Below are 25666 nucleotides of genomic sequence, written 5' to 3' on the forward strand. Positions count from 1 at the left end.
CTCTATGAAACGCACCACTTTTCCCTATAAGTCGCTTTGGGCTGGTCCAGCCTGCCTGGCACTGGCCACTGTGTCCGTCCACGCTGCGGATATAAGTTTCACGCCCCCGGCAGGTGGTGGATTCGTGGTCAAGGGGCCGGGCAATACCGAGCGCCTGCGCGTACAAGACTCTGGCGAAGTGCGGGTTCCCAGTCTCTCGGGAACGGCCAATACCAATGCCAATGTGCTGTGTTTTGACGGCCCAACCGGGCGTCTGGGCCAATGTGCTCCCGGGGTCACCACCGGAGCGACAGGCGCCACCGGTGCAACAGGAGCAACAGGCCCGGCGGGCCTGACAGGGGCTACGGGCGCCACAGGCCCGGCGGGAGCGACAGGAGCCACGGGCAGCGCAGGTCCAACGGGTGCCACGGGCTCGGCCGGCGCTACAGGCGCTACCGGACCAGCGGGAACACCCGGCGCCCAAGGAACAGCAGGCCTTACCGGCGCCACGGGTGCCACCGGCTCGGTGGGCCCGGCAGGTGCCACAGGGGCCACCGGCCCCCAGGGTCCTGCAGGCAGCAACGCGATCACTGTCAATATTCGGCCAGCCACTGGCACAGGCACGGCAGACAGCTGCGCTGTGACCTCCTGCTGCAATGCGGGCGAGAAAGTCATCGGCGGCGGGTACGAAGGGGCCAGTGGCGCTGGGGGGATCGAAGCAGACGGTGTATACGTGGCGGCCAACCGCCCCGTCGAAGGCGGTGCTTGTGCGGCCGGGGTGCAGGGCTGGTCAGTCCGCCTGCTCAACTCCTACCGCGTTCCCGCTTTGACGACCGCCTGCAGTGCTTACGCCATCTGCACGCAATGACGTCTGCGGAATCATCGCTTGCTGAACTGCCACCACGGGGCCTGTGGGTGCAGGGCGCGCAGACAGCACGGCTGCCCTGGCGGTTTGACACCCCCTCCGCCCTGGCAGAGGTGAATGCGCTGCCGGCCTCCCTCTGGCGCACCCATTTCAATGAAGGCCGCCATGACGGGGGATGGCAAGCGCTGGCGCTGCGTTCTGCGCCCGAGGCACCTATCGATGTCGTTCCCGTGGATGTGGCTGCATCGCGCTATGCCGACACACCGGCCCTGGATCAATGCCCCACGCTGCGCGCCATGCTGGACACCATGGCATTGCCATGGAAGTCCGTGCGGCTGATGCAATTGCTGCCGGGCTGCGAGATCAAGGAGCACACCGACGCCGACCTGTGTGTGGGGCGCGGTGAGGCTCGCCTGCATGTGCCGCTACAAACCGGCGAACGGGTGTTCTTCCATGTGGATGGAGAGCGCATTCCGCTGCGCGCTGGCGAATGCTGGTATGTGGATGTGTCGCGCCCGCACCGGGTGCGCAACCGTGGCACCCTGAGCCGAGTCCACCTGGTGGCCGACACCTCGGTGGACATGCGCTTGGTCGATGCCCTGCGCGCGAGCGACTGCGGTGACCCCCTGCCCGACGCGGATGACCCGTGGCGCCAGTTCATCCAGTTCCGCGACCTGGTGGGGACCAACGCTGACTACGCAGAGCGACTCAGCACCATCACCAACATGGCCGACTTCGTGCGCGAGTCGGTGCACATGGGGCAGGCCGCGGGCTTTCAATTTGACGCATCGGACGTGGAGTCGGCCATGAAGGCCGGGCGCCGCGCATGGACTGAGCAATGGGTACTGTGAACTTCAGCGGCTGGCGACCCATTCGCTTTTACATCGCCCAGGGCCAGGTGATGGTGGACTGGGCTCGCCTGCTGGACACGCCGCTGCGTGAACCGTTTTTCCAGCATGGCATCCAGAATCAACTGAGGCACCCGTTCCACCTAGCGTTTCGGCGCCAGACGCCGCTTCACGACCTGCTGGCCTGGCATGAGCAATCCCCAGGTCTCGATCCTTCGCTCGTCATCTTCCATGTATCGCGCTGCGGGTCCACCCTGATCACACAAACGCTGGCAGAAAGCCCCCACCACCTGCAACTGTCTGAGCCCGGCCCCGTGGACTTCCTGGTACGACAGGCGCTGGCCTCTGGGCTGATCGACGAAGCCCAGGTAGTCCGTGCGTTGCGCGCGTGGACCAGCGCCTGGGCGCAGCGCTGCGACAGCGCCAGCCCGCCGCTGCAAACCATGAGCCTCAAGCAGGACGCCTGGAACACCGACAAGGCACCGCTGTTTGCAAAAGCCTGGCCTGATGCACCTTGGGTCTTCCTCACCCGCGAGCCGCTCGCGGTGCTGGTGTCCCAGATGCGCGAGCGTGCGTTTTTTATGATCCCGGGCGCGCTGGGCCTGAACTTTGGTGGGGTCAACCCTGGCGAAATGCCCGCCATGTCTGCTGAGTTGCACTGCGCCCAGGTACTTGGCAGTATTTACGCAGCCATGGCGCAGCAGTTCGACCCCACACGCGCGCTGTTGCTCGACTACGCCCAGTTGCCCGATGCCATCGAAACACAGGTGCTCCCCCACATGCGCTGGCAGGTCTCGCACGCGGATCGCGAAAGAATGCGCGAGCGCGCCACGCGGCACGGCAAGCAACCCCACGAAGTCTTTGAACCAGATACACAAACCAAACACAGCATGGCAAGCGACCTTCTCCAATCCTTGACTGCGCAGTGGATCGCACCTCACTACGAGAAGCTCCATGCGCAGCGGCGCAGCCACCCTGCGGCAGTTACCACCCAGTCTGAGGAAGCACTGCAATGATTGCGGCACTGCATCGACGCCATTTTCTGGCCACCGGCGGGGCTGCAGCGGCCACCGGCGTTCAGGCTTCCACCCCCCTCCTGAACTCCCTGGGCACAGCAAACCCACGCTGGCGCATCTTGGCCATCGCCCCCAGCTCTGAAAAGCTGCCGGAGCTGACCCGTGACTACCAGCAAGGTGTGGAGTTAGGGCTGGCCCAGGCCGGAGCCTCGTCCCAAGTCGCCCTGACCTGGCTGACTGCAGGCTTGCTGCCATCAGCGCCTGCCAAGGCAGTGGGTGCGGCGCTTCAAGCCAGGCCGTTTGACGCGGTGATGGGATGGATGCCCCCTGCGCTGGCAAACAAAGTGTCGCCCTTGACAGAGTCGGCAGGCTTGCCACTGTGGATCAGCGACACGGGCGCAGACATGGTTTCGCAGTCTGATACCCACCCGCTGACGGTTCGCCACAGCCTGGAACTTTGTGCCATGGCCACAGCCCTCGCCGACAGGGTGTACGCGCAATGCGGCCCGCGCGCCTTTCTCAGCATGGGGCGGCACGAGTCGGGCTTTGACTTCCTACAGTCTTTTCAGCAACGCTGGCAGGCGCTGGGTGGGAAGGTGGTGGGCCGCCACATTGCCGACATGCCGAACAACGCTTCCGAATTTGGGGGCCTGAAGCAGTCCATCATTTCGCACCAGCCCGATGCGGTGATTGCACTGTATTCGGGCCCCCAGTCGCAGCGCTTTGCGCAATGGTGGCAAAAGCACTCTGCAGCGCTGCGCACCAATCTGGCGGGCTTGCCGTGGCTGTCTGAACACAACCCAGGTGTACATGCACACACGATTGCGACCTGGCCCCAGGCCGAATCGGCAGACGCAGGCTGGAAGGCCCGCTTGGCCCAAGCGGGCCTGGGCTGGACGGCCGCTGCACTGCTAGGCGCCGAGGCGGGCGCCACCCTGGGAAAAGCCGTGGTTGCTGCTCCACTGGGCACCCACATGCGCGACCTTTGGGCCGACCTGCACCACACCCCCCTTGTAGGCCCCCGCGGGGAGCGCCAATGGGTAAATGCAGGCACCGACAGCGCAGGCCCCCTGTGGGACAACACCTTCCTGGGCGTCAGCGCCCGACGACAACACCCTACCTCACACCCCACACCAGCAGCAGCCGTTGCACAACGCGGCTGGACCACTGGCTATCTTTTGACTTAAGGAGTACACCTATGTCCAATCCGTTTATCGGTGAAATACGAATGTTCGGAGGCACCTTTGCCCCCAACGGCTGGGCGTTTTGCCACGGCCAACTTATCTCTATTGCACAAAACACGGCATTGTTTTCCCTGCTTGGCACCACGTATGGAGGAAATGGGCAAACAACCTTCGGCTTGCCCGACCTGCGAGGCCGAGTGCCCATGGGTTTTGGCAATGGTCCGGGACTTACACCGCGCGTCCTGGGCGAGATTGAGGGCACTGAAAATGTCACGTTGCTATCCACCAATTTGCCGGCACACACGCACGTCGTCTCTCTCTCCTCACCCGCAACCACCAGCCTTGGCACGCTCATGGAACCAGGTCCAGCTGCCATACCAGCAGCATCCAACCAGCGCAATGCGCAGTACGCGCCTAGCGCCAGTGCCAATACGCAATTGCCGGTGAGCGCCGGCAACACCGGCAGCGCAGGAAACAACTCGCCCGTTTCCGTTATGCAACCCTCTCTGGCTGTGAACTTCATCATCGCTCTGCAAGGCATTTTTCCCTCTAGAAATTGAGCACACCGTGCTGCGCCAGCGAACGCTGGCAAACACCCAAAAATGGGGCAGGCCGTACAGGGCATGCCCCATTTTTTTTAGGGAGGCCCTACGGCCCATTCGGCAAAGTACGACCTCCTGAGATCTATCCCGCACCCATGAGCCCATGAACGACAGGGGCACAGTCAAGGGCAAAGGCCAGCCGCCAAGACCGTGCGTAAAAGCACATCCAAATTGCAATTTGACGCATTGCAATTACATATTTGCACGCATACCATGCACAGGTTGGCCCCATTGCAGGCCCTTCACCACCCCGGAGACAAACCCATGAACGCACCCACCAACGTGGCCGCACTGGCCCCCACCGTCAAGCTGCTGATCGGCGGCCAGTTCGTCGAATCCAAGACCACTGAATGGCGCGACGTAGTCAACCCCGCCACGCAAGAGGTGCTGGCCCGCGTGCCGTTTGCCACCGCTGAAGAAATCGACGCCGCCGTGGCCTCGGCCAAGGAAGCGTTCAAGACCTGGAAGAAGACCCCCATCGGCACCCGCGCCCGCATCTTCCTCAAGTACCAACAGCTCATCCGCGAAAACATGGCCGAGCTGGCCGCGATCCTGACGGCAGAACAAGGCAAGACCCTGCCCGACGCCGAGGGCGATGTGTTCCGTGGCCTCGAAGTGGTCGAACACGCTGCCAGCATCGGCAACTTGCAACTGGGCGAGCTGGCCAACAACGTGGCTGGTGGTGTCGATACCTACACCCTGCTGCAGCCGCTGGGAGTGTGCGCAGGCATCACCCCCTTCAACTTCCCGGCCATGATCCCGCTGTGGATGTTCCCGATGGCGATTGCCACGGGCAACACCTTCGTGCTGAAGCCCTCCGAGCAAGACCCCATGGTGACCATGCGCCTTGTGGAGCTGGCGCTCGAAGCGGGCATTCCACCTGGCGTGCTCAACGTGATCCACGGCGGCGAAATGGCCGTGAACGCCATCTGCGACCACAAGGACATCAAGGCCGTGTCGTTCGTGGGCTCCACCAAGGTGGGCACCCATGTGTACAACCGCGCCACCCTGGCCGGCAAGCGCGCGCAATGCATGATGGGCGCCAAGAACCACGCCATCATCCTGCCCGACGCGAACAAGGAACAAACGCTCAACGCGATTGCGGGTGCCTCGTTTGGCGCTGCGGGCCAGCGCTGCATGGCCCTGCCGGTGGTGGTGCTGGTGGGCGAGGCACAAAAGTGGATTCCCGAGCTGGTGGCCAAGGCCAAGACGCTCAAGGTCAACGGCGGCACCGAAAAGGGCACCGATGTGGGCCCGCTGGTGTCCTGCGCCGCCCTCGCCCGCGTGGAAGGCCTGATCGAGCGCGGCATTGCCGACGGCGCCACGCTGGAGCTCGATGGCCGCAAGCCCGTGGTGCCCGGCTATGAAAAGGGCAACTTTGTGGGCCCGACGATCTTCTCGAACGTGAAGCCCGGCATGGCCATCTACGACCAGGAAATCTTTGGCCCCGTGCTGGCCCTGGTGCCCGCCGCCGACATCGACGAAGCCATCGAATTCATCAACGCCAACCCCAACGGCAACGGCACCGCCATCTTCACCCAGTCGGGTGCAGCAGCGCGCAAGTTCCAGGAAGAGATCGACGTGGGCCAGGTCGGCATCAACGTGCCGATCCCTGTGCCAGTGCCGCTGTTCTCGTTCACCGGCTCGCGCGCTTCCAAGCTGGGTGACCTGGGCCCATACGGCAAACAGGTCGTGATGTTCTACACACAGACCAAGACGGTAACGGCCCGCTGGTTTGATGACAGCACGGTGAGCCAGGGCGTCAACACCACAATTAGCCTGAAATAACCCCCTGAGCGGCTGCGCCGCTTCCCCCTTTTTTCTCTGCATCGCTGCGCGATGCGGAAAGGGGGACGCCACCCGTGCCTGAACCGTGAGATGGCGGCCCTTGCACGGTGGCGCTGGCATTGGGCCGCGCCGGTTTCGACTGCATTGGTCGGTGGTAAAAGCAGGACATGCAAATTTTCAAAGTGAAGAATTGGGTGTCAACGGTGGCCGTAACTGCAACCGCCGTGGGTGCGTTGTTGCTGAGCCCGGGTGTTTACGCCCAGGCAGGCGCAGCATGCCGCGACGCCGGTAGCCTGGAAGAGACCAACGCGTGCGCAGTCAAGGCCTACCAGGCCGCGGACACGCAGATCGCCATCCTCTACGGTGATGTGATGCGCGCCCTGTCGGCCCATGAACGCCCCCAGCTGCGCCAGGAGCACACCAACTGGCAGCGCGACCGCATCACGCGCTGCAAGCAGGCCACACGCGCCAGTGAGTCAGAACCCGAGTGGCCGCGCCTGTACCACGACTGCCTCACCGCAGAGACCGAGAACCGCCGCAGAGGCCTGATGCGCTGGCTGACGCTGGACCATCCGTCTGCCAAGCCTTAAAAACTTCACCCCAGAACAACAAGAACCAACGAGACAAGCAGTATGGACTTTGAACTCACCGAAGAACAACGCGCCTTTGCCCAGACGGCCCGCGACTTTGCACAAGCTGAGTTCGCACCCCACGCCGCGCACTGGGACGAGGAAGGCATCTTCCCGAAAGAAGCCATCGCCAAGGCGGGCGAGCTGGGCTTTTGTGGCCTGTACGCGCCCGAAGCCGCCGGTGGCCTCGCCCTGCCCCGCCTGGACGCCACGCTGGTCTTTGAAGAAATGGCGGCTGTGGACCCAAGCACCACCGCCTTCATCACCATCCACAACATGGCCACCTGGATGCTGGGCACCTGGGCCACGCCCGCCGTGCGCGACCACTGGGGCCCGCTGCTCACCACGGGCGAAAAGCTCGCCAGCTACTGCCTGACTGAGCCTGGCGCGGGCTCCGACGCCGCCTCGCTCAAGACCCGGGCCGAGTTGGTGGGCAACGAATACGTCATCAACGGCAGCAAGGCCTTCATCAGCGGCGCAGGCAGCACCGACGTGCTGGTGCTCATGGCCCGCACCGGTGATGCGCAATCCGGCGCCAGCGGCATCAGCGCCTTTGCCGTGCCCGCCGATGCGCCCGGCATCAGCTACGGCAAGAAGGAACAGAAGATGGGCTGGAACAGCCAGCCCACGCGCACCATCAGCTTCGACAACGTGCGCATCCCTGCCGACCACCTGCTGGGCCGCGAGGGCGAAGGCTTCAAGATCGCCATGAAGGGCCTGGACGGCGGCCGCATCAACATCGCCACCTGCTCGGTGGGTGCGGCGCAGGGCGCGCTGAACGCCGCGCAGCAATACATGCAAGACCGCAAGCAGTTCGGCAAACCCATCGCCAGCTTCCAGGCGCTGCAGTTCAAGCTGGCCGACATGGCGACCGAGCTGGTCGCCGCCCGCCAGATGGTGCGCCTGGCCGCCAGCAAGCTCGACGCCGGTGCGCGCGACGCATCCACCTACTGCGCCATGGCCAAGCGTTTTGCCACCGACGCAGGCTTCACCGTCATCAACGACGCCCTGCAGTTGCACGGCGGCTACGGCTACATCCGCGAATATCCGCTGGAGCGCCTGCTGCGCGACGCCCGCGTGCACCAGATCCTGGAAGGCACCAACGAAATCATGCGGGTGATCATTGCGCGGCGCATGCTGGATGGGGATGCGACGGAGGTGATTCGCTGAGCGCTTACTCCTGTTTTCATAGCTGCTAGCGCTTATCCGACGGGCGGTAACGGCCAATTTCCCTCATGAAATACATATCTCAGACAGGAACATCAGCCCACGCACCCGCAGCGGCGCCGGGGGTTACCCCCTCTCCCCTCGCGGGAGAGGGTTGGGGAGAGGGGGCCCGCACCCGCGCCGCGCCCGTTTCACCCCCTCTCCCCGGCCCTCTCCCACAAGGGGAGTGGGAGTGAGAGCCATCTGAGATAGCGACCTCATCAGCCCATGTGAATCAGAAGCCATGCCCGCCCGCCCTCTCTCCGACGAAACCCTGCACCTGATCGACGCCATCCGCACGGCGCTCGCGCACCGCAGCGACGTGGAAGAGCGGCCGCTGTTCGGCACCTATGCCTTCTTTGTGGACGGCAAGATGTGCATCGCCGTCAAAGGTGAAGAGCTGCTGGTGCGCCTGCCACCGGACCGCCACGGCGCATTGCAGGAGATGCAGAACACCCGCGAGCTGTCGCCCGGCGGCGGCATGCAGGGCTACTTCTGGGTGGAGCCCAACGGCTACACCACACGCGCGCAGTGGAACTACTGGGTCGAAGAAGCCCTGGCTTACAACCCGCTGGCCAAGGCCTCGCCGCGCAAGAAGAAAACAACCAACACCCCGGCTGCAGCGAAGAAAGCACCCGCCAGCACCGGCACCAAGCCGAAGACAAAAGCCGCCGCGAAGAAGCACAGCATCTTCGAAGCCGACGACTGATCTGCCCCACCCAACCCGGAGCCCACCACCATGCCCCTTCGCATCGTCCGCCTTGGCACCCCGCGCGCCGCCGGGGAAGGCACCCGCATCGGCACCGTGCGCCGCCCGCCGCGCGGTGTGCCCAAGGCCGAGTTCGCGAGCCGCGACTACTACGACGTGTGGTACCCCCTGCTTTCCCCCAGCGCCGACCTCATGGCCCAGGGCCAGCAGGTGCCCACCGGCCAAGAAGGCGACAAGGCGTGGGAGGCCTTCGCCAAACAGTTCCGCAAAGAACTGGCCCAGCCCGAGGCCAGCCGCACGCTCGATTTGCTGGCCGCGCTGTCGCACCACAGCGCCATGTCGCTGGGCTGCTACTGCGAGGACGAAGCCCGCTGCCACCGCTCGGTGCTGCGCGCCGAGCTGGTCGGCCGTGGTGCCGACATCAGCCCCTAGATTTCAAGCCTTTTTGGCCTCTAGCGCTTGATGGATAAGCGCTAACAGCTATCAAATTCATATCAAACCGCACATCTTCACTTTCACCATCACAACGACATCCAGGAGCAACACAGCATGAAAATCGCATTCATCGGCCTCGGCAACATGGGCGGCCCCATGGCACACAACCTGCACAAGGCAGGCCACGAAGTGCGCGCGTTCGACCTCTCGCAACCCGCGCGCGACAAGCTGGCGGCAGACGGCGTGCCCATTGCCACCGACGCCAAGGCAGCAGTCGCAGGCGCCGAAGTCGTCATCAGCATGCTGCCCGCCAGCCAGCATGTGGAAGGCTTGTTCCTCGGCGCGGGCGAGCTGCTGGCCCAGCTGCCTGCGGGCACGCTGATCATCGACTGCTCCACCATCGCAGCCGCCACCTCCCGCAAAGTGGCCGAGGCCGCCAAGGCCAAGGGTGTGGCCTTTATCGACGCGCCCGTCTCCGGCGGCACCGGCGGCGCCATCGCAGGCACCCTTACCTTCATGGTGGGCGGCGACGCCACCGACCTGGAACGCGCCCGCCCCGTGCTCGAAAAAATGGGCGCCAACATCTTCCACGCAGGCAGCGTGGGTGCAGGCCAGACGGCCAAGATCTGCAACAACATGCTGCTGGGCATCTTGATGGCCGGCACCAGCGAAGCCATCGCCTTGGGCGTGGCCAACGGCCTGGACCCCAAGGTGCTGAGCGAAATCATGCGCCGCAGCTCGGGCGGCAACTGGGCACTGGAGAAGTACAACCCCTTCCCCGGCGTGATGGAAACCGCGCCTGCCAGCAAGGGCTACGCGGGTGGCTTTGGCACGGACCTGATGCTCAAGGACTTGGGCCTGGCGCAGGAGAATGCAATGGCGGTGAAGGCTGCCACGCCGCTGGGGGGGATGGCGCGCAATTTGTATGCGGCGCACAGCCTGGCGGGGCATGGGGGGCTGGATTTTTCCAGCATTATTAAGATGGTGCAGAAAAATTTCGATTGATAGGGCTACGGCTCTTTGAGGGTAAGCGCGGGCGCTGTAGCATGTAGTTACAGCGCCCGTAGTGTTTTTCATCCGGGATTTTTTAGGTTTGCCTAGTCGGGGGGCGAAATGATTTGGCAGGACGAAACCATGGCAGAATTTTTTATCAGATCCACGACCACATATGCGGTGTCGTCCATTTCCAGTTGGGCATCTTTTGAATGGCATACCCTGTTTGCTCGGGTGATTAGCAAGAGAACTACATAAATGAACTGGAAACTCATACTTGCAGCTGCTTTTCTATTTATTACCTGCTTCTTCGTAAGCTGGTATTCGATAAGGCAACTTCGGAAAGATCACGGTGGAGATGTTCGGGTTGTGTGGTACCTTTTCTCCTTAACGTTGGTCATTACATGTGGAATTGCTTCGTGGGCCGTTAGTAACGGGGTACTCAACGAGCATGGTTTTGAGGGAGAACTGGGGGCGTTCCTTGAGAAACTCCTTATAACCATGCTTAATTTGGAAGCAAGTCTAATTTTCGTGCTCTCCATTGCGGGTCTTATAGTGTTGCCACAACTTATTGGCTATTTACTTAGTGGCCTATCTGGTTGTGCGGGCACCCCATTCTTAATTGAAGGAAGCTTGAGCTTCCTGGCTTGGGGGCTGGTGAAGTCATTTTCCGTGTGTGGAGGGATCGTAATTTCACTTGCTGTATTTGGTACGTGGCATGGCTGGCACACATGGCAGCAAGGCGGCTTCGTAATGATGTACACATCATCAATGTTGATTATGTTTTCGTTCGCCGTACTGCTTATGTATCGGGAGGCAGAAACTGTGGCATCCGATATTCAGAAGCATTTCCCAAAGCTTTACGCTAGGTGCTTGGCAATTCATCTTTGGTGCAGTAGGCACACTACCTCAATTTGAGTACGTGCAGCTTTTCATGGCTTTCCGTATATGCCAAACCCATCATTCCACTGGACCTGCACGAAAAGCCGCGCAGGCCGGTGAATTCAGACGTTAGAACTCATCAAATAAAGGGTCGTAACATATGAAATACCCCATATCACACAATCGGCGCTTTCAAGAGATTGAGGAGGTGGTCGCCTCATGGCCGGTTGAAAAGAGCTTTGACGATGTATTGAAGTGGCTGATGCAATTCGATACCGAAGACATCGATCTGGGCGTTCGAATAATTAAAAATCTTAATGTAATTGGTTTCGAGGATCTAAATACATCTCTTTCGATTGCGTACAGCAAATTAGAGCGCGTAGCAATAGACAAGGGATCCAAGATATCCAGCCGCAACACACTGTTCGCAGGGATCGGTGATGGCGCCAAAAGTGGAGCGATGATCGGCTACAACTTCAGAATTGCCAATGAACTCCCCGAAGACAACTTTATGACAGATGAGTCAATAGATCATCTAGAAAGCGGCCTGATCGAGAATATTGTTTTAGTTGATGACGTCATTGGAACCGGGCATCAAGCAACTAAAGAAATTAAGAATCTTACGGAAAAAGTCACGCCATTCGGTGTAAAAAACATATTTCTACTAACCGCCGTAGGCATGGATGACGGGATAAAGAACATCATCACCGACACCAAGGCACATGTTTTTAGTGCATTTGAATACACAGATTTGGATACCGCAAAAAATCTAGACTCATCCTTTTACGATGGAATTTCACACGAGCGCAGAGAAAAGCTCAAAGCACGCCTCGAATACTATGGCCGGGTCTCAAACAAGGCTTCCCTTGGCTATGGCGGAATTGGCGCATTGATCGCATTCTATTACAACACCCCAAACATATCCTTGCCCGTGATATGGGGAAGCAAGAACTCCTGGATCCCATTATTTAAAAGAGCCGTCAAAATAAGCGGAATAAGCTCGTACTACAAACAGATTGATTCATCTCTAACAAAGAAAAAGAGGGAGAACAACCCCATCGCGCAAAAAGAGAAAGAGCTACTTCTCTTTGTTGAAGGGAGGTTTGATGAAGCATTTTTTGAATTCGTCACATCGACCATGCAAACGGATTTCTTTGAGAAAATCAGTGTAATCTCACTCGGCGGATACGGCTCAAAAACTCTTATCGAGAACATCACAAAGCTATCCAAAAATTCTTTGTTCGTGGTTGAAAACGACGACGATGTACCCGCGAGCTTCGTGGATAGATACAAAAAGAATATTGGAAATCATCCACTCCTCCAAGTGGATCCCCCTGAGCTATATATTGACGTCGATTTACTCTCCGCTGATGAGCGATGGGCCAAGTTTTTCAAGTTACCAGAAGGGTTAGAGCCTGCCAAAGCGGCGCTTCATACAAGACGTATGCTTCACGAGATAACCAGACGATTGGTCATGCAAAACTCATCTCAGAATGAATTCTTTGCTGCATACCTAAACAAGGGAAAAATAAAAGCACTACAAAAACAGTTATGTGATAAGTTTGAGGAAATAGCCAAGGGAAATTAAGCACATGAGTTCTAACTGTCGGTTCAACGCGGACGCCAACACTGCCCATTGCTTCGCCATTTTAACGACCAGTGTTGGTACCCTCCGCGCTTCGCGCTCCGGCGCCGGTTAACTTAGGCATTAGTTGTAAAAATTCATGAACTGGGAGACTACCGCACTCGTTGTTCTCGCCGCGTTGGCTGTGCTTGTCATCTTTGGTAAGCGCATGTCAAAGCGAATGCCAAACTGGACTCCAGAGAGAAAAAGTTCAGCCTCAAGCAAACTTGTAAAACATAATTTTGACTTAAACGATCCTTCGATTGGTGATCCAAAGAGCAAAATGAGTGCTCTTAGCTGGGTTCAGGTTGTAGTTCTCAGACATGCTGATGATGGGCTGCGCATTCTTTATGCCGAACCAGGTAGAGCACACTCTGAAAGTGCTGATGGAGAATACTTCCACCAAAAGCGCACCATTGATTCCCTAGTCAAAGCTGAATTTTTGAGTCCGAGGAAGGATGGAGGCTTTATTATCACTGCACTTGGTCATAAAGCTCTTCACACTCTTCCTGAGCGTGGCAATTAGAGCTTTATTCATTTTCAGAGCCCAAATCTCTACACTCCGTCTGTCAATGGCGCTTCCGCAGACTCGCTCACGAAACGGTCACCCGCAGTTGAGTATGATTCGCATCCCCTCATGCTGCGCCGCACCATCCCCGCCCTGCAACTCCACATCCTGCTTCTGCTGGCCGCGTTGTTCAACGCCCTGGCAGGTGTGCCCCTGCACGAGGCACGGCACATTCGCGAGGCGGTGCACAGCGTGCAGGTGGCGACAGCCGCTGCCCAAGGCGCGGAGGCTTTGGCCGCAGCCGAAGAGCGCCTGGATGCCGCCACCAGCGAACAAGACACCGAAGAAACCCACGCCCCCTGCGCCTGGTGCCTGACGCATGCGCTGGAGGCGGGGCTGGGCCAGCCGCTGGCCTACCAACTGCCTGTGCCCGAGCCGCCGCGCGCGGCTCAGCCCACCGCAACGCTCACCTTCACGGCCCAGCCTATGCGCTGGCCGTTTGCTGCCAGAGACCCACCGCCAGCCCTGCGGGCCTGACACGTTTCAGGCCTGACGGGGCTAGTGCATGAATCTCGCCCGGTGTGGCGCGGTTTGGGCAAACGCCCCAGCCAGCTTGCGCCCTTTGAACACGTTCTGGGGCGCCCCCCTTTTTTGCAGCCATGCAATCACCCTGCCGGGGTGCGTGCGGGTGTGCGGCTGTTTGCGCCCCACTCCTTTGCGGATGGGTGCCCTGCCCCGCTGCCCTTTGGCGATTGCATTCATTGCTTTTGGACTGGTTTGCCATGCGTTCTTCTTTGGTTTCTTTTTCTCGCCCATCTACCCCCTTTACCTCACCCCGCCTGCCGCGCCCCACGCTCACGGCTTTGGCTGTCGCTGCTCTGGTGGCCTCTGCCCCCGCCGCCTGGGCGGCAGAGGGTGATTTGGCGACGCCCCCCACGATGTCTGCCGTGGACGTGGTGGGCCGCAGTGCCTCGGGCGCCTATTACGCCGACGAGGCCGAGGGCGCCAAGACCAGCCTGCCGCTGCGCGAGCTGCCGCAATCGGTGCGGGTAATGTCGCGCCAGACGCTGGACGACCTGGGCGCCACGCGGCTCGATGATGTGCTGGACTATGTGGGCGGGGTCTCGCGCCAGAACAACTTTGGCGGGCTGTGGGACAACATCGCCATCCGGGGCCTGCCGGGCAACGAGAACACGGGCATGGCGACGCTGCTCAACGGCTTTTCGTCCAACCGGGGCTTTAATGCGCCGCGCGACCTGGCGGGGGTGGAGCGGGTGGAGTTTCTCAAAGGCCCGGCCGCCGCGCTGTATGGCAGCAGCGAGCCCGGCGGCACGCTCAACATCGTGAGCAAGAAGCCGTTGTGGAAGGCCGCCCATTCGGTGGAGGCCTACGCGGGCAGCTACGGCCTGGGCCGTGCGGCGCTGGACACCACCGGCCCCATCAGCGACCGGCTGGCCTACCGCCTGAACGTGGCGGTGGAGGACAAGGGCAGCTTTCGCGACCATGTGCGCGGGCAGCGGCAGGTGGTGGCCCCAGCGTTGACCTGGAAGCTGTCGCCCGACACGGTGCTGGAGTACACGGCTGAATTTCTGCGCCATGCCACGCCGCTGGACCGGGGCGTGGTGGCGGTCAACAACCGCCTTGGGGCCGTGCCCGCCAGCCGCTTTTTGGGCGAGCCCGCCGATGGCGATGTGACGGTGACCAACCAGACACACCAGCTGGTGCTTTCGCACGAGTGGAACCCCGACTGGCGCAGCCGCGTGGGGCTGTCGTACCGTGAGACGGGGATGGAGGGCTTCTCGACCGAGGCCACGGCGCTGCAGGCCAATGGCCGCACGCTGACGCGCCAGCGCCGCCATCGCGACTTCCAATCGGATGACGTGGCCGTGCAGGCCGAGCTGCAGGGCAACCTGCGCACGGGCGGGCTGGAGCATGAGCTGCTGGTGGGGGTGGAAAGCTACCGGTTCAGCATGGACTCGGTGATGCTGCGGGTGAACCCCAGCGCTGCCGCGCCGTATGCCATTGACATCTTCAACCCCGTGTACGGGCAGTCCCAACCCGCGCCGGGGCGCAATACCGACACGCTGGAGAAGCAACGCAACACCGCGCTGTATGTGCAAGACACCCTCAAGCTGGGCGAGCAGTGGCGCGTGATGGCCGGGCTGCGGGCCGACAACTACGACCAGAGCCTGCAAAACCGCATCACCAACCGCACCACGGCGCAAAGCCCATCGGCCGTGTCGCCGCGCCTGGGCGTGAGCTGGCTGCCCACGCCGGGGTGGACGGTGTATGCCAACACGGGCAGTTCCTTCCGCCCCAACACGGGCAGCAATGTGGCGGGCAATGGCTTTGACCCCGAAAAATCCCGCGCGCTGGAGCTGGGCGCCAAGTGGGAGAGCGTCGACCAGCGCCTGGGCGCCACGGCAGCGCTGTTCGACATCACCAAGCGCAATGTGCTGACCAGCGACCCGCTGAACGCGGGCTTTTCGGCCGCCGCTGGCGAGGTGCGCAGCCGGGGGCTGGAGGTGGACCTGGCGGGCCGCCTGAGCACCCACTGGCGCGTGAATGCGAGCCTGGTGGTCAACGACGTGGAGGTGACCCGCGACAACACGCTGGAGGTGGGCGGCCGCCTGCTGAACGTGCCGCGCGTGAACGGCAGCGTGCTGGCGGTGTACGAAAACCAGCTCGCCAACGGCCAGCGCTACGGCATGGGCGGCGGCGTGACCCACATGGGCAAGCGCCTGGGCCAGGCCCGCACGCAGGCCGAGGCCAATGCAGGCACGGCTGCGTTTGAGCTGCCCAGCTACACCACGGCCAAGCTGATGGCGTACTGGCGCCTGAGCCCCACGCTGAACCTGTCGCTGGACGTGGACAACGTGTTCAACAAGGTGCACTACACCAGCTCGTACAGCCGCGTGTGGGTGGCACCGGGGGCCGCACGTACCGTCACCCTTGGCCTGCAAGCCAAGTTCTGAGTGGTGCCGGTGACCTGCATGACAACACTTTCAAGCGGCCCCAAACCCGTGACGCGCCGCCGTGCCTTGCAGGCCCCTGTGGCCGCGCTGGCGGCGGGCGCCCTGCCCGCTGCCTGGGCGCAGGGCACACCACCAGCCTCCACCCCCGCACCGCTGCAAATCGTCGGCCCGTGGGAGATCAGTGGCCTGGCGCCCGCCAGCAGCGGCTATGTGTTCACGCGCATGCAGGTCACCGAAACCCTGCTGGATGCGGCAGACGACGGCCAGCCCCGGCCCGCGCTGGCGCGGCTCTGGCGCCGGTCGGCGGATGGGCTGGTGTGGCACTTTGAGCTGCGGCCAGGGGCGCGTTTTCATGACGGCACACCTGTGACGGCCGCCGCCGTGGTGCGCAGCCTGCAGGCTGCGCAAGTGGCGCCCGCATTGCTGAGCCAGGCGCCCATCGAATCCATCACCGCGCCCGACGAGGGCACGGTGGTCATCCGTCTACAGCGCCCCTACACCGCCCTGCCCGCGCTGCTGGCGCATTCCAGCACCATGGTGCTGGCCCCGGCCAGCCATGGCGCCGACGGCAAGGTGCGCAGCATCATTGGCAGCGGCCCCTACCGCATTGCGGCGCTGGTGCCGCCGCAGCAGGTGGAGACGGTGGTGTTTGACGCCTACGACGGCCCGCACCACGCCATTGCCGCCGTGCGCTACCTGGCCGCCAGCCGTGCCGAAACCCGCGCGCTGATGGCCGAGAGCGGCCAGGCCGACCTGGCCTATGGGCTGGACCCGGCCAGCCTTCGGCGGCTGCAGCGCCATGCAACAAACCCTGCGTTGGCACGCCGCACGCCGGTGCGCATTGCCTCGGTCACGCTGCCGCGCACCGTCATCGTCAAGCTCAATGCGGGCCTGCCTGCGCTGCGCGATGTGCGCGTGCGCCAGGCGCTGAGCCTGGCCATCGACCGCGCGGGCATTGCGCTGGCGCTGATGGGCGACGAGGCGCTGGCCGCTACGCAGCTGCTGCCGCCCACGCTGGGCGCTTGGCACAACCCGCACCTGCCCCCGCTGCAGCATGACCCCGAAGCTGCCGCACGCCTGCTGCGGGCCGCTGGCTGGCAGCGCCACAGCGACGGTCTGCGCGATGCCGAGGGCCAGCCGCTGCACCTGGTGATCCGCACCTTTGTGGACCGGCCCGAGCTGCCGCTGATTGCCACCGCCTTGCAGGAGCAATGGCGACTGGCGGGCATGGCGGTGAAGGTGAGCATCGGCAACTCGGGCGACGTGCCCCGGGGCCACCGCGACGGCAGCCTGCAACTGGCGCTGGCTGCGCGCAACTACGCCAACGTGCCCGACCCCACAGGCACGCTGGCGGGCGACTTTGCCGCCCAGGGCGGCGACTGGGGCGCCATGGGCTGGCACAGCGACACCGTGGTGCAGGCCCTGCACGAGCTGACGCGCACCCAGACGCCGCCCGAGCGCACGCGCGCGCTGCGGCACACCATCACGCGCACCCTGCAGACCGAGCTGCCCGTGATCCCCGTGGCGTGGTACCGCCAGCATGTGGCCGTGGCCCCCCGGCTGGCGGGCGTCACGCTGGACCCGCTGGAGCGTTCTTACCGCCTGACCGGCATGGAGTGGAACAACCCATGAACCCCTTGATTTCAACACCCTGGGCCGCCCTGCTCGGCCGCAGGCTGGTGCAGGTGCTCGCCGTGTCCCTGCTGATCGGCACGCTGTGCTTTTTGATGGTGCGCGCCCTGCCGGGCGACCTGGCCATGCGCGTGGCGGCGGGCCGCTATGGCTATGACCTGGTGAGCAACGCCGCCGCCGACGCGGTGCGCGCGGAGCTGGGGCTGGACCGACCCGGCTGGCTGGCGCTGCTGCACTGGTGGCGCGACATGGCCACCTTCAACCTGGGGCAGTCGCTGGTGTCACAGCGATCGGTGTGGCACGAGGTCACGCACCACCTGGGCGCCACGCTGCGCCTGTCTGCCGCCGCGCTGGCCATTGCCTTTGCCGTGGGTGTGCCGCTGGGCGTGTGGGCCGGGCTGCGCCCCCAGGGCTGGGTGGACAAGGCCAGCTGGCTGATGGCCGTGGTGCTGCGCGCGCTGCCGCCGTTTTTGCTGTCGGTGCTGCTCATCCTGCTCGTGGCGGTGCAGTGGGGCTTTTTGCCTGCGGGCGGTGACGAGAGCCAGGCCAGCCTGGTGCTGCCCGCGCTCACGCTGGGGCTGGGCCTGGCCGCTGGGCTGGCGCGCGTGACCCGCGCTGCGATGCTGGAGGTGGTGGTGTCGCCCTTCTTTGAATTTGCGCGCACCAAGGGCCTGAGCGACTGGCAGGCGCTGGTGCGCCATGGCCTGCGCAATGCCGCCGTGCCGGTGACGGCCTACCTGGGCGTGCAGGCGTTGTTTCTGGTGGAGGGCGCGCTGGTGGTGGAGACGCTGTTTGCCTGGCCCGGCATCGGCCATGCGCTGGTACACGCCGTGTTCGGGCGCGACATCCCTGTGGTGCAAGGCACGGCCTTGTGCATGGGCGTGCTGTTTGTGGTGTTCAACCTGCTGGTGGATGCGGCGTGCCTCGCGCTGGACCCCCGACATACCCAGAAGGTGGCTGCATGAGTGCCGTGCCTTCCACCCTTTCATCGCCCACAGGCGCCGTAGTAGCCCAGCCCCGCTGGCCGCTGCGCACCACATTGGGCCTAGCCATGCTCGGCCTGCTGGCGCTGTTTGCCCTGCTCGGCCCCTGGCTGGTGGGCGCCAGCCCGGTGGTGCAAGACCTGCGCAACACCCTGGCGCCCCCCAGCGCCCAGCACTGGCTGGGCACCGATGTGCTTGGCCGATCGGCGCTGGCGCGGCTGGCGTATGCAGCGCAGCTGTCGCTGGGCATGGCGCTGCTGGCGGCCGTGAGCGCCGCCGTGCCCGGCACGCTGCTGGGCATCGTCGCCGCGTGGCGCGGCGGGCGCACCGAGCGGGCGCTGCTCATGCTGTCGGACTCGGTGCTCGCCATCCCCGGCCTGCTGCTGGTGCTGCTGATCGCGGCCCTGGCGCCCGGAGCGCTGTGGGCGCTGTATGCGGGCCTGTCGGCTGCGCTGTGGGTCGAATACTTCCGCGTGAGCCGCGCGGTGGCCCGGCCCGTGCTGGCAGGTGATGCGGTGCAGGCATCGCGCCTGCTGGGTTTTGGGCGCGGCTACGTGCTGCGCCGCCACCTGCTGCCCGCGCTGGCGCCCACGCTGGGCACGCTGCTGGCCTTTACCACGTCGCAAGCCGTGCTGGCGCTGGCCGCGCTTGGGTTCGTGGGCGTGGGCATGCAGCCGCCCACGCCCGAGCTGGGCCTGATGATGACCGAGGCCATGCCCTACTACGAAGAAGCCCCGTGGCTCATTGCCGCCCCCACCGCCCTGCTGGTGTGGCTAGTGGCCGCGATGATGCTGCTCAACCCCGACCGGGAGACCGCATGACCACGCCTTTGAAATCCGACGCCCTGCTGGCCGTGGAGGGGCTGGGCATCCAGGTGGGCGGCAAGCGGCTGCTGCGCGACATCGGCTTCAGCCTGCGGCCGGGCGAGGCGCTCACGCTGGTGGGTGAAAGCGGCGCGGGCAAGTCGCTGCTGGCCCAGGCCATCATGGGCAACCTGCCGCCCGCGCTGCAGGCCACGGGCCAGATCACGCTGGATGGCACCACCACCCGCGCCCAGGACGCCGCCGCGCGCCGTGCCCTTTGGGGCCGCAAGCTGGCGCTGCTGCCGCAGGAACCCTCGCTGGCGCTCAACCCGCTGGCCCGCGTGGCACCGCAGCTGGCCGAGGTGTACCGCCTGCTGCACCAGCAGCCCCCCAGCGCCGCCAGCGCGCAGGCCGAACAGGTGCTGAGCGCTGCGGGCCTGGGCGGTGCAGGCAGCCACTACCCCTGGCAACTGTCGGGCGGCATGGCCCAGCGCGCCGTGGCCGCCATCACCCTGGCCGGTGGCGCCGCGGTGCTGATGGTGGACGAGCCCACCAAGGGCCTGGACGCGCATTGGCGCGGCCGTATGGTGGAGTTGTTCCGGGGCGTGCTGAAGGCAGGCGGCTGCCTCCTCACCATCACCCACGACATGCAGGTGGCGCAGGCGCTGGGCGGCCAGGTCATCGTGCTGCGCCATGGGCAGGCGGTGGAGCAAGGCGACATCCACACCGTGGCCGCCGCGCCGCAGCACGCCTTTACCCGCCAGCTGCTGCAAGCCGACCCGGCCCACTGGCTGCCGTTTGCCGAGCCCACGCTGGGCGAGCCGGTCGTACAGGCGCATGGCATCTCCAAAGCCTATGGTGCGCAGAAGCTGTTTGCGCCGCTGGACCTGGAACTGCGCAGCGGTGAACGCATCGCCGTGCAGGGCCCCAGCGGCACCGGAAAAAGCACGCTGGGCAATGTGCTGCTGGGTCTGGTGGCACCCGACACGGGCCGTGTGGAGCGCAGCGCCCGGCTACGCCCGCATGCGTTCCAAAAGCTGTACCAGGACCCGGTCAGTTCGTTTGCCCCGCACATCAGCCTGGCCCAGTCGCTGCGCGATGCCGCCCGCCTGCACCGCTGCGACTGGAAGGCGGTGCAGCAGCGCCTGGCGCAGCTGCGCGTGCCCGAGGACCTGCTGGCGCGCAGGCCCGACCAGGTATCGGGCGGCGAGCTGCAGCGCATTGCGCTGGCGCGGGTGCTGGTGGCGCAACCGGCGCTGCTGTTTGCGGATGAGCCCACCTCGCGCCTGGACCCCATCACGCAGCAGGAGGCCATCCAGGTGCTGCTGCACGCGGTGCAAGACACCGGCGCCGCGCTGATGCTGGTGACCCACGACCCGCACCTGGCCGCCGCCGTGGGCACGCGCACGCTGGACTTTGCAAGCAGCGATCAGCCCACCGCCGCTATGCTCGCCGCATGACAGCGACACCCTCCCGCACCCTCTGGATCATCAAGACCGGCGACACCCTGCCCGCCCAACGGGCCCGGCATGGCGACTTTGAAGACTGGATTGCGGGCGGCCTGAACCAAGCCCCCGCCAGCACGCAGCTGGCGCTGCAGACACTGGACGCCCGCACCGCCACCGCATGGCCACAGCCCGGCCAGATAGCGGGCGTGGTGGTGACCGGCTCCCCCGCCATGGTGACCGACCGCGAACCCTGGAGCGAGCGCACCGCCGCATGGCTGGCCAGCGTGGTGGCGGCCCGGGTGCCCGTGCTGGGCATCTGCTACGGCCATCAGCTGCTGGCCCACGCGCTGGGCGGCGAGGTGGCGCGCCACCCCGCCGGGCTGGAGATAGGCACCGTGGCCGTGCAGCGCCTGGCCGGTGCCGAGGGCGACGCCCTGCTGGGCCACCTGCCACCCCGCTTTGGCGCCCAGGTGGTGCACGAGCAAACGGTGCGGCGCCTGCCCCCTGGTGCCGTGGCGCTGGCCGCCAACGCCCACGAGCCGCACCACGCGTTCCGCGTCGGCCCCTGTGCCTGGGGCGTGCAGTTTCACCCCGAGTTCAGCGATGCGGTGATGCGCGACTACGTGGCGTGTTTTGCGCCTGCGCTGCAGCGTGCAGGCATGGATGTGGCAGCACTGGAGCAAGGTGTGCAGGCCACGCCAGAATCGGCCAGCCTGCTGGCGCGTTTTGCGCAGCTGGCGGCAGCGGCCGCCACTTGAAATCTCAATGAAAATTGGCTCTAGCGCTTATCTATCAATCGTAAGAAGCTATCAAAACAATAGCTACATCTCCGCTGCGATTGCTCTGCATTGGGCGTAGTGCCTCGCCAGTGCATCACCCGCCGCAGCCCCGGCGCACCGCCGATTTTTCAGATTCAGTGGACTAGGAAGCTAGGAAGCGGGCTTCAAACACCTCGGCGGCCACCGGCCTGCTGAGCAGGTAGCCCTGGATTTCGTCACAGCCCAGCAGCGCGAGCCGGCCGCATTGTTCGTCCGTTTCTACGCCTTCGGCAACCACCTTGAGCCCCAGCGAGTGGCCCATGTTGATGATGGCGGAGACCAGCGCCTGGCCTTGCGGGCCGGTGTCCATCCCCATGATGAAAGAGCGGTCGATCTTGAGGGTGTCAGCGGGCAGCGTGGCCAGGTAGCTCAGTGATGAGAACCCGGTGCCGAAGTCATCAATGGCAATCGTGATGCCCATCTCGCGCAGGGCGTGCAGGCTGCTACGGCTGTGCTCCACATCCTCCATGACCATGCTCTCGGTGATCTCCAGCTCCAGCCCGGCCCCTGCGGCCGGGTCAAACGCCAGCGCCTCGCGCACCTCGGCCACAAAGCTGCGGTGGCGCAGCTGCAGAAACGACACGTTGACCGCCACCCGCAACGGCGCATGGCCGGCCTGCCGCCAGCGCTGGTTGTCTGCCAGTGCCTGCCCAAGCGCCCAGCGCCCCACGTCGTAGATAAGGCCGGTTTCCTCCAGGATGGGGATGAAAAGCCCCGGCGGCACCAGCCCACGCTCAGGGTCGTTCCAGCGGATCAGGGCTTCTGCACCTGCCAGGGCGCCACTGGCCAGGCACCGCTTGGGCTGGTAGTGCAGGACAAACTGCCCGCGCTCCAGGGCCTCGCGCAGGCGGCCTTCCATGCCCAGGGCCTCGGCCACGCGCGTATTCATTTCCGACATGTAGAACAGCAGGCTGTCTGCCGATGCCTTGGCCTTGTTGACGGCAGCCTCTGCGTTGCGCAGCAGCGTTTCGGCATCTGCGCCATCCATGGGGTACAAGGCCACGCCCGCCTTGGCGGCCATGCGCAGCTCTGTGCTGCCCAGCACAAAGGGTGCATCAAAACAGGCGCGCAGGAGGTGGTCCACCGCCATGGCCACGGCGCCCGCATCGCGTGCGTCGGTCACAGCGATGCCGAAACTGTTGATGCCGATGCGTGCCACGTCGTACACATCGCGGCTGGCGTGCTGCAACCGCTGCGCGACCTGCTTGAGCAGTTCGTCGCCCATCTGTCGCCCCAGCGTGTCATTGACAAAGCGAAAGCGGCTGATGTCCATCAGCGCAATACCCAGCAGGGGCCGTGTGTCCTCACGCGGGCGCAGGTGCTGGCCGGTGCGCTCCAGAAAAAGGGTGCGGTTGGGCAGCCCGGTGATTTCGTCGTAATAGGCGAGGTAACTCAGCCGATCTTCCTTGTCGAGGTGGTCCAGGGCAAAACCGATGTCGCCGGACAGCTCTGTCAGCAGCTTCATCTCGGCCTCGTCGAAGAAACCCACCTCGTCTGCAAACAGGGCCAGTGTGGCGGCGACCTCCTGGCCCACCAGGATGGGCAGTACCGCAATGCTGGCCACACCCCGATGGCGCAGTTGATCGCGCAGCATCACGCGTGGGTCGCCGCTGATGTCGTCGCACAGCACGGCCTTGCGAGTGCGAACCACTGCGGCGGCAAGGCTTTCACCCGGTGTGGGAACGTCAAACAAACCCAGTCGGTCGCGGATGTTGTGCACAAAATCGGCCTCTACGCCCGACAGCCCTACCGGTACCACCTGCTGCGCCGCGCGGTCCACGCGGCCTATCCAGGCGATGCGGAAATGGCCGTGCTCCACGGCAATGCGGCAGGCCTCGCGGAACAGCTCTTCGCGGTCGCGCACGCGCACGATCAGCGTGTTGATGCCGCTGAGCATCGCGTACACGCGGTTCAGGCGCTTGATCTTGCGCTCGGCCTCACGGCGCTCGGTAATGTCTTCGCCCAGCGCGGCCACGCCCGTCACCTGTCCGCCCACAGAGCGCAGCACGGTGTTGTTCCAATGCACCAGGCGCTTCTCGCCCGAGCGGGTGAGGATCTCGTTGTCGTAGTGCCAGGCCGAAGGCCGGTCCGCCAGCACATCGGCAAACACGCTGCGCACATTGCCCATCTCAGGAGGCACAAACATGTCAAACCAGTTGCGGCCAGCGATCTCTTCACGCTCCCAGCCTGTCAGGCGCAGCAGGTAGTCGTTGCAATAGGTGATGTGCCCTTCGCAGTCGAGCATCAGCGAGATCATCTCGACCTTGTCGAGCATGTCATTGAAACGGCGGTCGCTTTCGTGCAGCTCTTCCTCGGCGCGTTTCTCCCGGGTGACATCCTGGATGGTGTTGAACCAGCGGCCCTGCTCGCCCCGGCCCGCCTCATCCTCCAAGGGCTCCATCACCTGGCGCAAATGCAGCAGTTCGCCATCTGCGCGCAACAGGCGGTAGGTGAAATCCAGGCGGGCGCCTTGCTGTGCGGCCTGCAGCGCATGCTGGCGGAACATGTCGCGGTCTTGCGGGTGTACCAGCGCCAGCCACTCGCGCGCGGACTTGGGCATGGCATCGGCCCCCAGCCCCAGCATATCGGGCAGCGTGTCCAGCCAGCTCTCGAAAGCACCATCAGCACCGCTGATCACATGGGTGATTTTTGCCAGTGCCTGCGCCCTTCGCAGGCTGGCTTTGCTGGCGCGCAGCGCGTCCATGGCCCGCTGGCGTTCGAACACTTCCACCTGCAGTTGCTCGGCATGCTTCTGGATCTCGATATAAAGGCTGCCGTTTTCGTAGATACGACCCACCTGTGCGCCCAGGACGGCCAGGACTTTTTCATCGTCGGCCGTGAACGCTTCTTCCCCCTGCTTGTTGGCCAGGCAGATCCAGCCATAGGAGAACGAGAGCGAAGTGATGGGCGCAATCAAGCCAGTGTGCAGCGGCGGGTAGCCTGCAGGCAGGCCGATATCGCTCGGCGCACCGCTTTCATTGACCAGCCGCTCAGAGCGGCGCGCAGCGCGCAACTGACCCAATAGGCCGTGCGATACCACGGGCAGGTCCAGCAGCCCGCTCAGCGCAGGTTCGATGCCGCTGGTGCACACGATGGAGGCATCGCTTTGCTTGCGCACCACACACAGCACCGCATACTGCGCCCCCACCAGTTCGCGCGCGCCACGGCATACATTGGCCAGCAGCACCTGCGGGTCGCGCTCGGAGGCCAGTTGCAGGTTCAGGTCGGTCAGGGCCGCCAGACGCCGGTTCATGGCCTCCAGCTCGGCGACGTTGCCCGTGAGCTTGTCCGTCATGAGCTGCAGGTGCCGGGTCTGAAAACTGTGCTCCATCCGGTGGAAGGGCTGCGGCGGCACCTGCGACAAGGCCTGCTCAATGGCCGAGGTGATGTCCTGTGGCTCGCAGGGCTTCACCAGCACCTGCGTCACCCCACAGGCCAGGGCCAGGTTGCGGGCCTCTTGCTCGCGGTAGTGCGCGCTGTAGAAGATCACCTGGGTTGCGGCGAGCTGGTGGTCTGTGCGCAGCTGGCGCACAAACTCGTACCCGTCCATGGTCGGCATCAGGATGTCGGAGATCACCAGATCGGGACGCTCGGCACGCACCAGGGCGAGGGCCTCGGCACCGTCTGCGGCCTCCAGGGCCTGGTGGCCACTGTGCCCGATGAGCGTGACCACCAGCGCACGGTTGGCCGGCAGGTCATCGACAACAAGGATCTTGGCCATGCTACCCGGGGTCCAACG

General features: G+C 64.0%; 21 protein-coding genes and 1 pseudogene. 21 read left to right on the forward strand and 1 reads right to left on the reverse strand.

The genetic code is table 11. The features are described from left to right. The first annotated feature begins 4 nt into the window (after nt 1-4). The 21 genes and pseudogenes from ACT89O_RS13830 (at nt 5) to ACT89O_RS13930 (ending at nt 21867) form a co-directional block, all read left to right on the forward strand. Nucleotides 5-847 carry a collagen-like protein gene (locus ACT89O_RS13830; RefSeq protein WP_199726989.1) on the forward strand — a complete coding sequence of 281 codons (843 nt, stop codon included), beginning with the start codon at nt 5-7 and terminating at the stop codon, nt 845-847. Continuing rightward, entirely contained in the window at nt 844-1695 is an 852-nt protein-coding gene (locus ACT89O_RS13835) for an aspartyl/asparaginyl beta-hydroxylase domain-containing protein (protein ID WP_487260346.1), read from the forward strand. Before ACT89O_RS13830 ends, ACT89O_RS13835 begins: the two co-directional genes overlap by 4 nt. Next, nucleotides 1683-2708, forward strand: coding sequence for a sulfotransferase family protein (locus tag ACT89O_RS13840; RefSeq protein WP_487260347.1), 1026 nt, complete (start codon nt 1683-1685; stop codon nt 2706-2708). Before ACT89O_RS13835 ends, ACT89O_RS13840 begins: the two co-directional genes overlap by 13 nt. Continuing rightward, complete coding sequence (locus ACT89O_RS13845; RefSeq protein ID WP_487260348.1) at nt 2705-3895, forward strand: ABC transporter substrate-binding protein; 1191 nt, start codon at nt 2705-2707, stop codon at nt 3893-3895. The genes ACT89O_RS13840 and ACT89O_RS13845 overlap by 4 nt, the downstream gene beginning before the upstream one ends. A gap of 11 nt (nt 3896-3906) precedes the next feature. Then, on the forward strand, nt 3907-4452 hold the full coding sequence (locus tag ACT89O_RS13850) for a phage tail protein (RefSeq protein ID WP_487260349.1): 546 nt from the start codon (nt 3907-3909) through the stop codon (nt 4450-4452). Nucleotides 4453-4758: 306 nt separating this feature from the next. Then, nucleotides 4759-6282, forward strand: coding sequence for a CoA-acylating methylmalonate-semialdehyde dehydrogenase (locus tag ACT89O_RS13855; protein WP_055396084.1), 1524 nt, complete (start codon nt 4759-4761; stop codon nt 6280-6282). 167 nt (nt 6283-6449) lie between these two features. After that, on the forward strand, nt 6450-6872 hold the full coding sequence (locus ACT89O_RS13860) for a lysozyme inhibitor LprI family protein (protein ID WP_487255174.1): 423 nt from the start codon (nt 6450-6452) through the stop codon (nt 6870-6872). 42 nt (nt 6873-6914) lie between these two features. Continuing rightward, complete coding sequence (locus ACT89O_RS13865; RefSeq protein ID WP_487260350.1) at nt 6915-8081, forward strand: acyl-CoA dehydrogenase family protein; 1167 nt, start codon at nt 6915-6917, stop codon at nt 8079-8081. 280 nt (nt 8082-8361) lie between these two features. Next, nucleotides 8362-8826, forward strand: coding sequence for a TfoX/Sxy family protein (locus ACT89O_RS13870; protein WP_487260351.1), 465 nt, complete (start codon nt 8362-8364; stop codon nt 8824-8826). Between the two features lie 30 nt (nt 8827-8856). Further along, nucleotides 8857-9258 (forward strand): DUF488 domain-containing protein, encoded by a 402-nt coding sequence (locus tag ACT89O_RS13875; protein ID WP_487260352.1) that lies wholly within the window; start codon nt 8857-8859, stop codon nt 9256-9258. A gap of 93 nt (nt 9259-9351) precedes the next feature. Continuing rightward, nucleotides 9352-10266: pseudogene (gene mmsB, locus ACT89O_RS13880) on the forward strand (3-hydroxyisobutyrate dehydrogenase); the annotation flags it as partial. Nucleotides 10267-10512: 246 nt separating this feature from the next. Beyond that, nucleotides 10513-11172, forward strand: a complete 660-nt coding sequence (locus tag ACT89O_RS13885) for a hypothetical protein (protein ID WP_487260353.1) — start codon at nt 10513-10515, stop codon at nt 11170-11172. A 124-nt stretch (nt 11173-11296) separates the two neighbouring features. Continuing rightward, entirely contained in the window at nt 11297-12724 is a 1428-nt protein-coding gene (locus ACT89O_RS13890; RefSeq protein ID WP_487260354.1) for a phosphoribosyltransferase-like protein, read from the forward strand. Nucleotides 12725-12860: 136 nt separating this feature from the next. Then, nucleotides 12861-13286, forward strand: coding sequence for a hypothetical protein (locus ACT89O_RS13895; protein ID WP_487260355.1), 426 nt, complete (start codon nt 12861-12863; stop codon nt 13284-13286). A 111-nt stretch (nt 13287-13397) separates the two neighbouring features. Continuing rightward, nucleotides 13398-13805: a DUF2946 family protein gene (locus ACT89O_RS13900; protein WP_487260356.1), complete on the forward strand. Its 408-nt coding sequence runs from the start codon at nt 13398-13400 to the stop codon at nt 13803-13805. Nucleotides 13806-14050: 245 nt separating this feature from the next. After that, complete coding sequence (locus ACT89O_RS13905; RefSeq protein WP_487260357.1) at nt 14051-16243, forward strand: TonB-dependent siderophore receptor; 2193 nt, start codon at nt 14051-14053, stop codon at nt 16241-16243. Nucleotides 16244-16261: 18 nt separating this feature from the next. Continuing rightward, nucleotides 16262-17875, forward strand: a complete 1614-nt coding sequence (locus ACT89O_RS13910) for an ABC transporter substrate-binding protein (RefSeq protein ID WP_487260358.1) — start codon at nt 16262-16264, stop codon at nt 17873-17875. Then, on the forward strand, nt 17872-18840 hold the full coding sequence (locus tag ACT89O_RS13915; RefSeq protein ID WP_252635680.1) for an ABC transporter permease: 969 nt from the start codon (nt 17872-17874) through the stop codon (nt 18838-18840). The genes ACT89O_RS13910 and ACT89O_RS13915 overlap by 4 nt, the downstream gene beginning before the upstream one ends. After that, on the forward strand, nt 18837-19679 hold the full coding sequence (locus ACT89O_RS13920) for an ABC transporter permease (RefSeq protein ID WP_487260359.1): 843 nt from the start codon (nt 18837-18839) through the stop codon (nt 19677-19679). Before ACT89O_RS13915 ends, ACT89O_RS13920 begins: the two co-directional genes overlap by 4 nt. After that, the gene (locus tag ACT89O_RS13925) at nt 19676-21121 is read left to right on the forward strand and encodes an ABC transporter ATP-binding protein (RefSeq protein WP_487260360.1); all 1446 of its coding nucleotides are present in this window, start codon (nt 19676-19678) and stop codon (nt 21119-21121) included. Before ACT89O_RS13920 ends, ACT89O_RS13925 begins: the two co-directional genes overlap by 4 nt. After that, nucleotides 21118-21867: a glutamine amidotransferase gene (locus tag ACT89O_RS13930; RefSeq protein WP_487260362.1), complete on the forward strand. Its 750-nt coding sequence runs from the start codon at nt 21118-21120 to the stop codon at nt 21865-21867. The genes ACT89O_RS13925 and ACT89O_RS13930 overlap by 4 nt, the downstream gene beginning before the upstream one ends. Nucleotides 21868-22030: 163 nt before the next feature. Here the strand turns inward: ACT89O_RS13930 and ACT89O_RS13935 are convergent, their stop codons facing one another. Continuing rightward, nucleotides 22031-25648 (reverse strand): EAL domain-containing protein, encoded by a 3618-nt coding sequence (locus ACT89O_RS13935; protein ID WP_487260363.1) that lies wholly within the window; start codon nt 25646-25648, stop codon nt 22031-22033. Nucleotides 25649-25666: the final 18 nt, after the last annotated feature.

Source organism: Acidovorax sp. NN32, assembly GCF_057597245.1.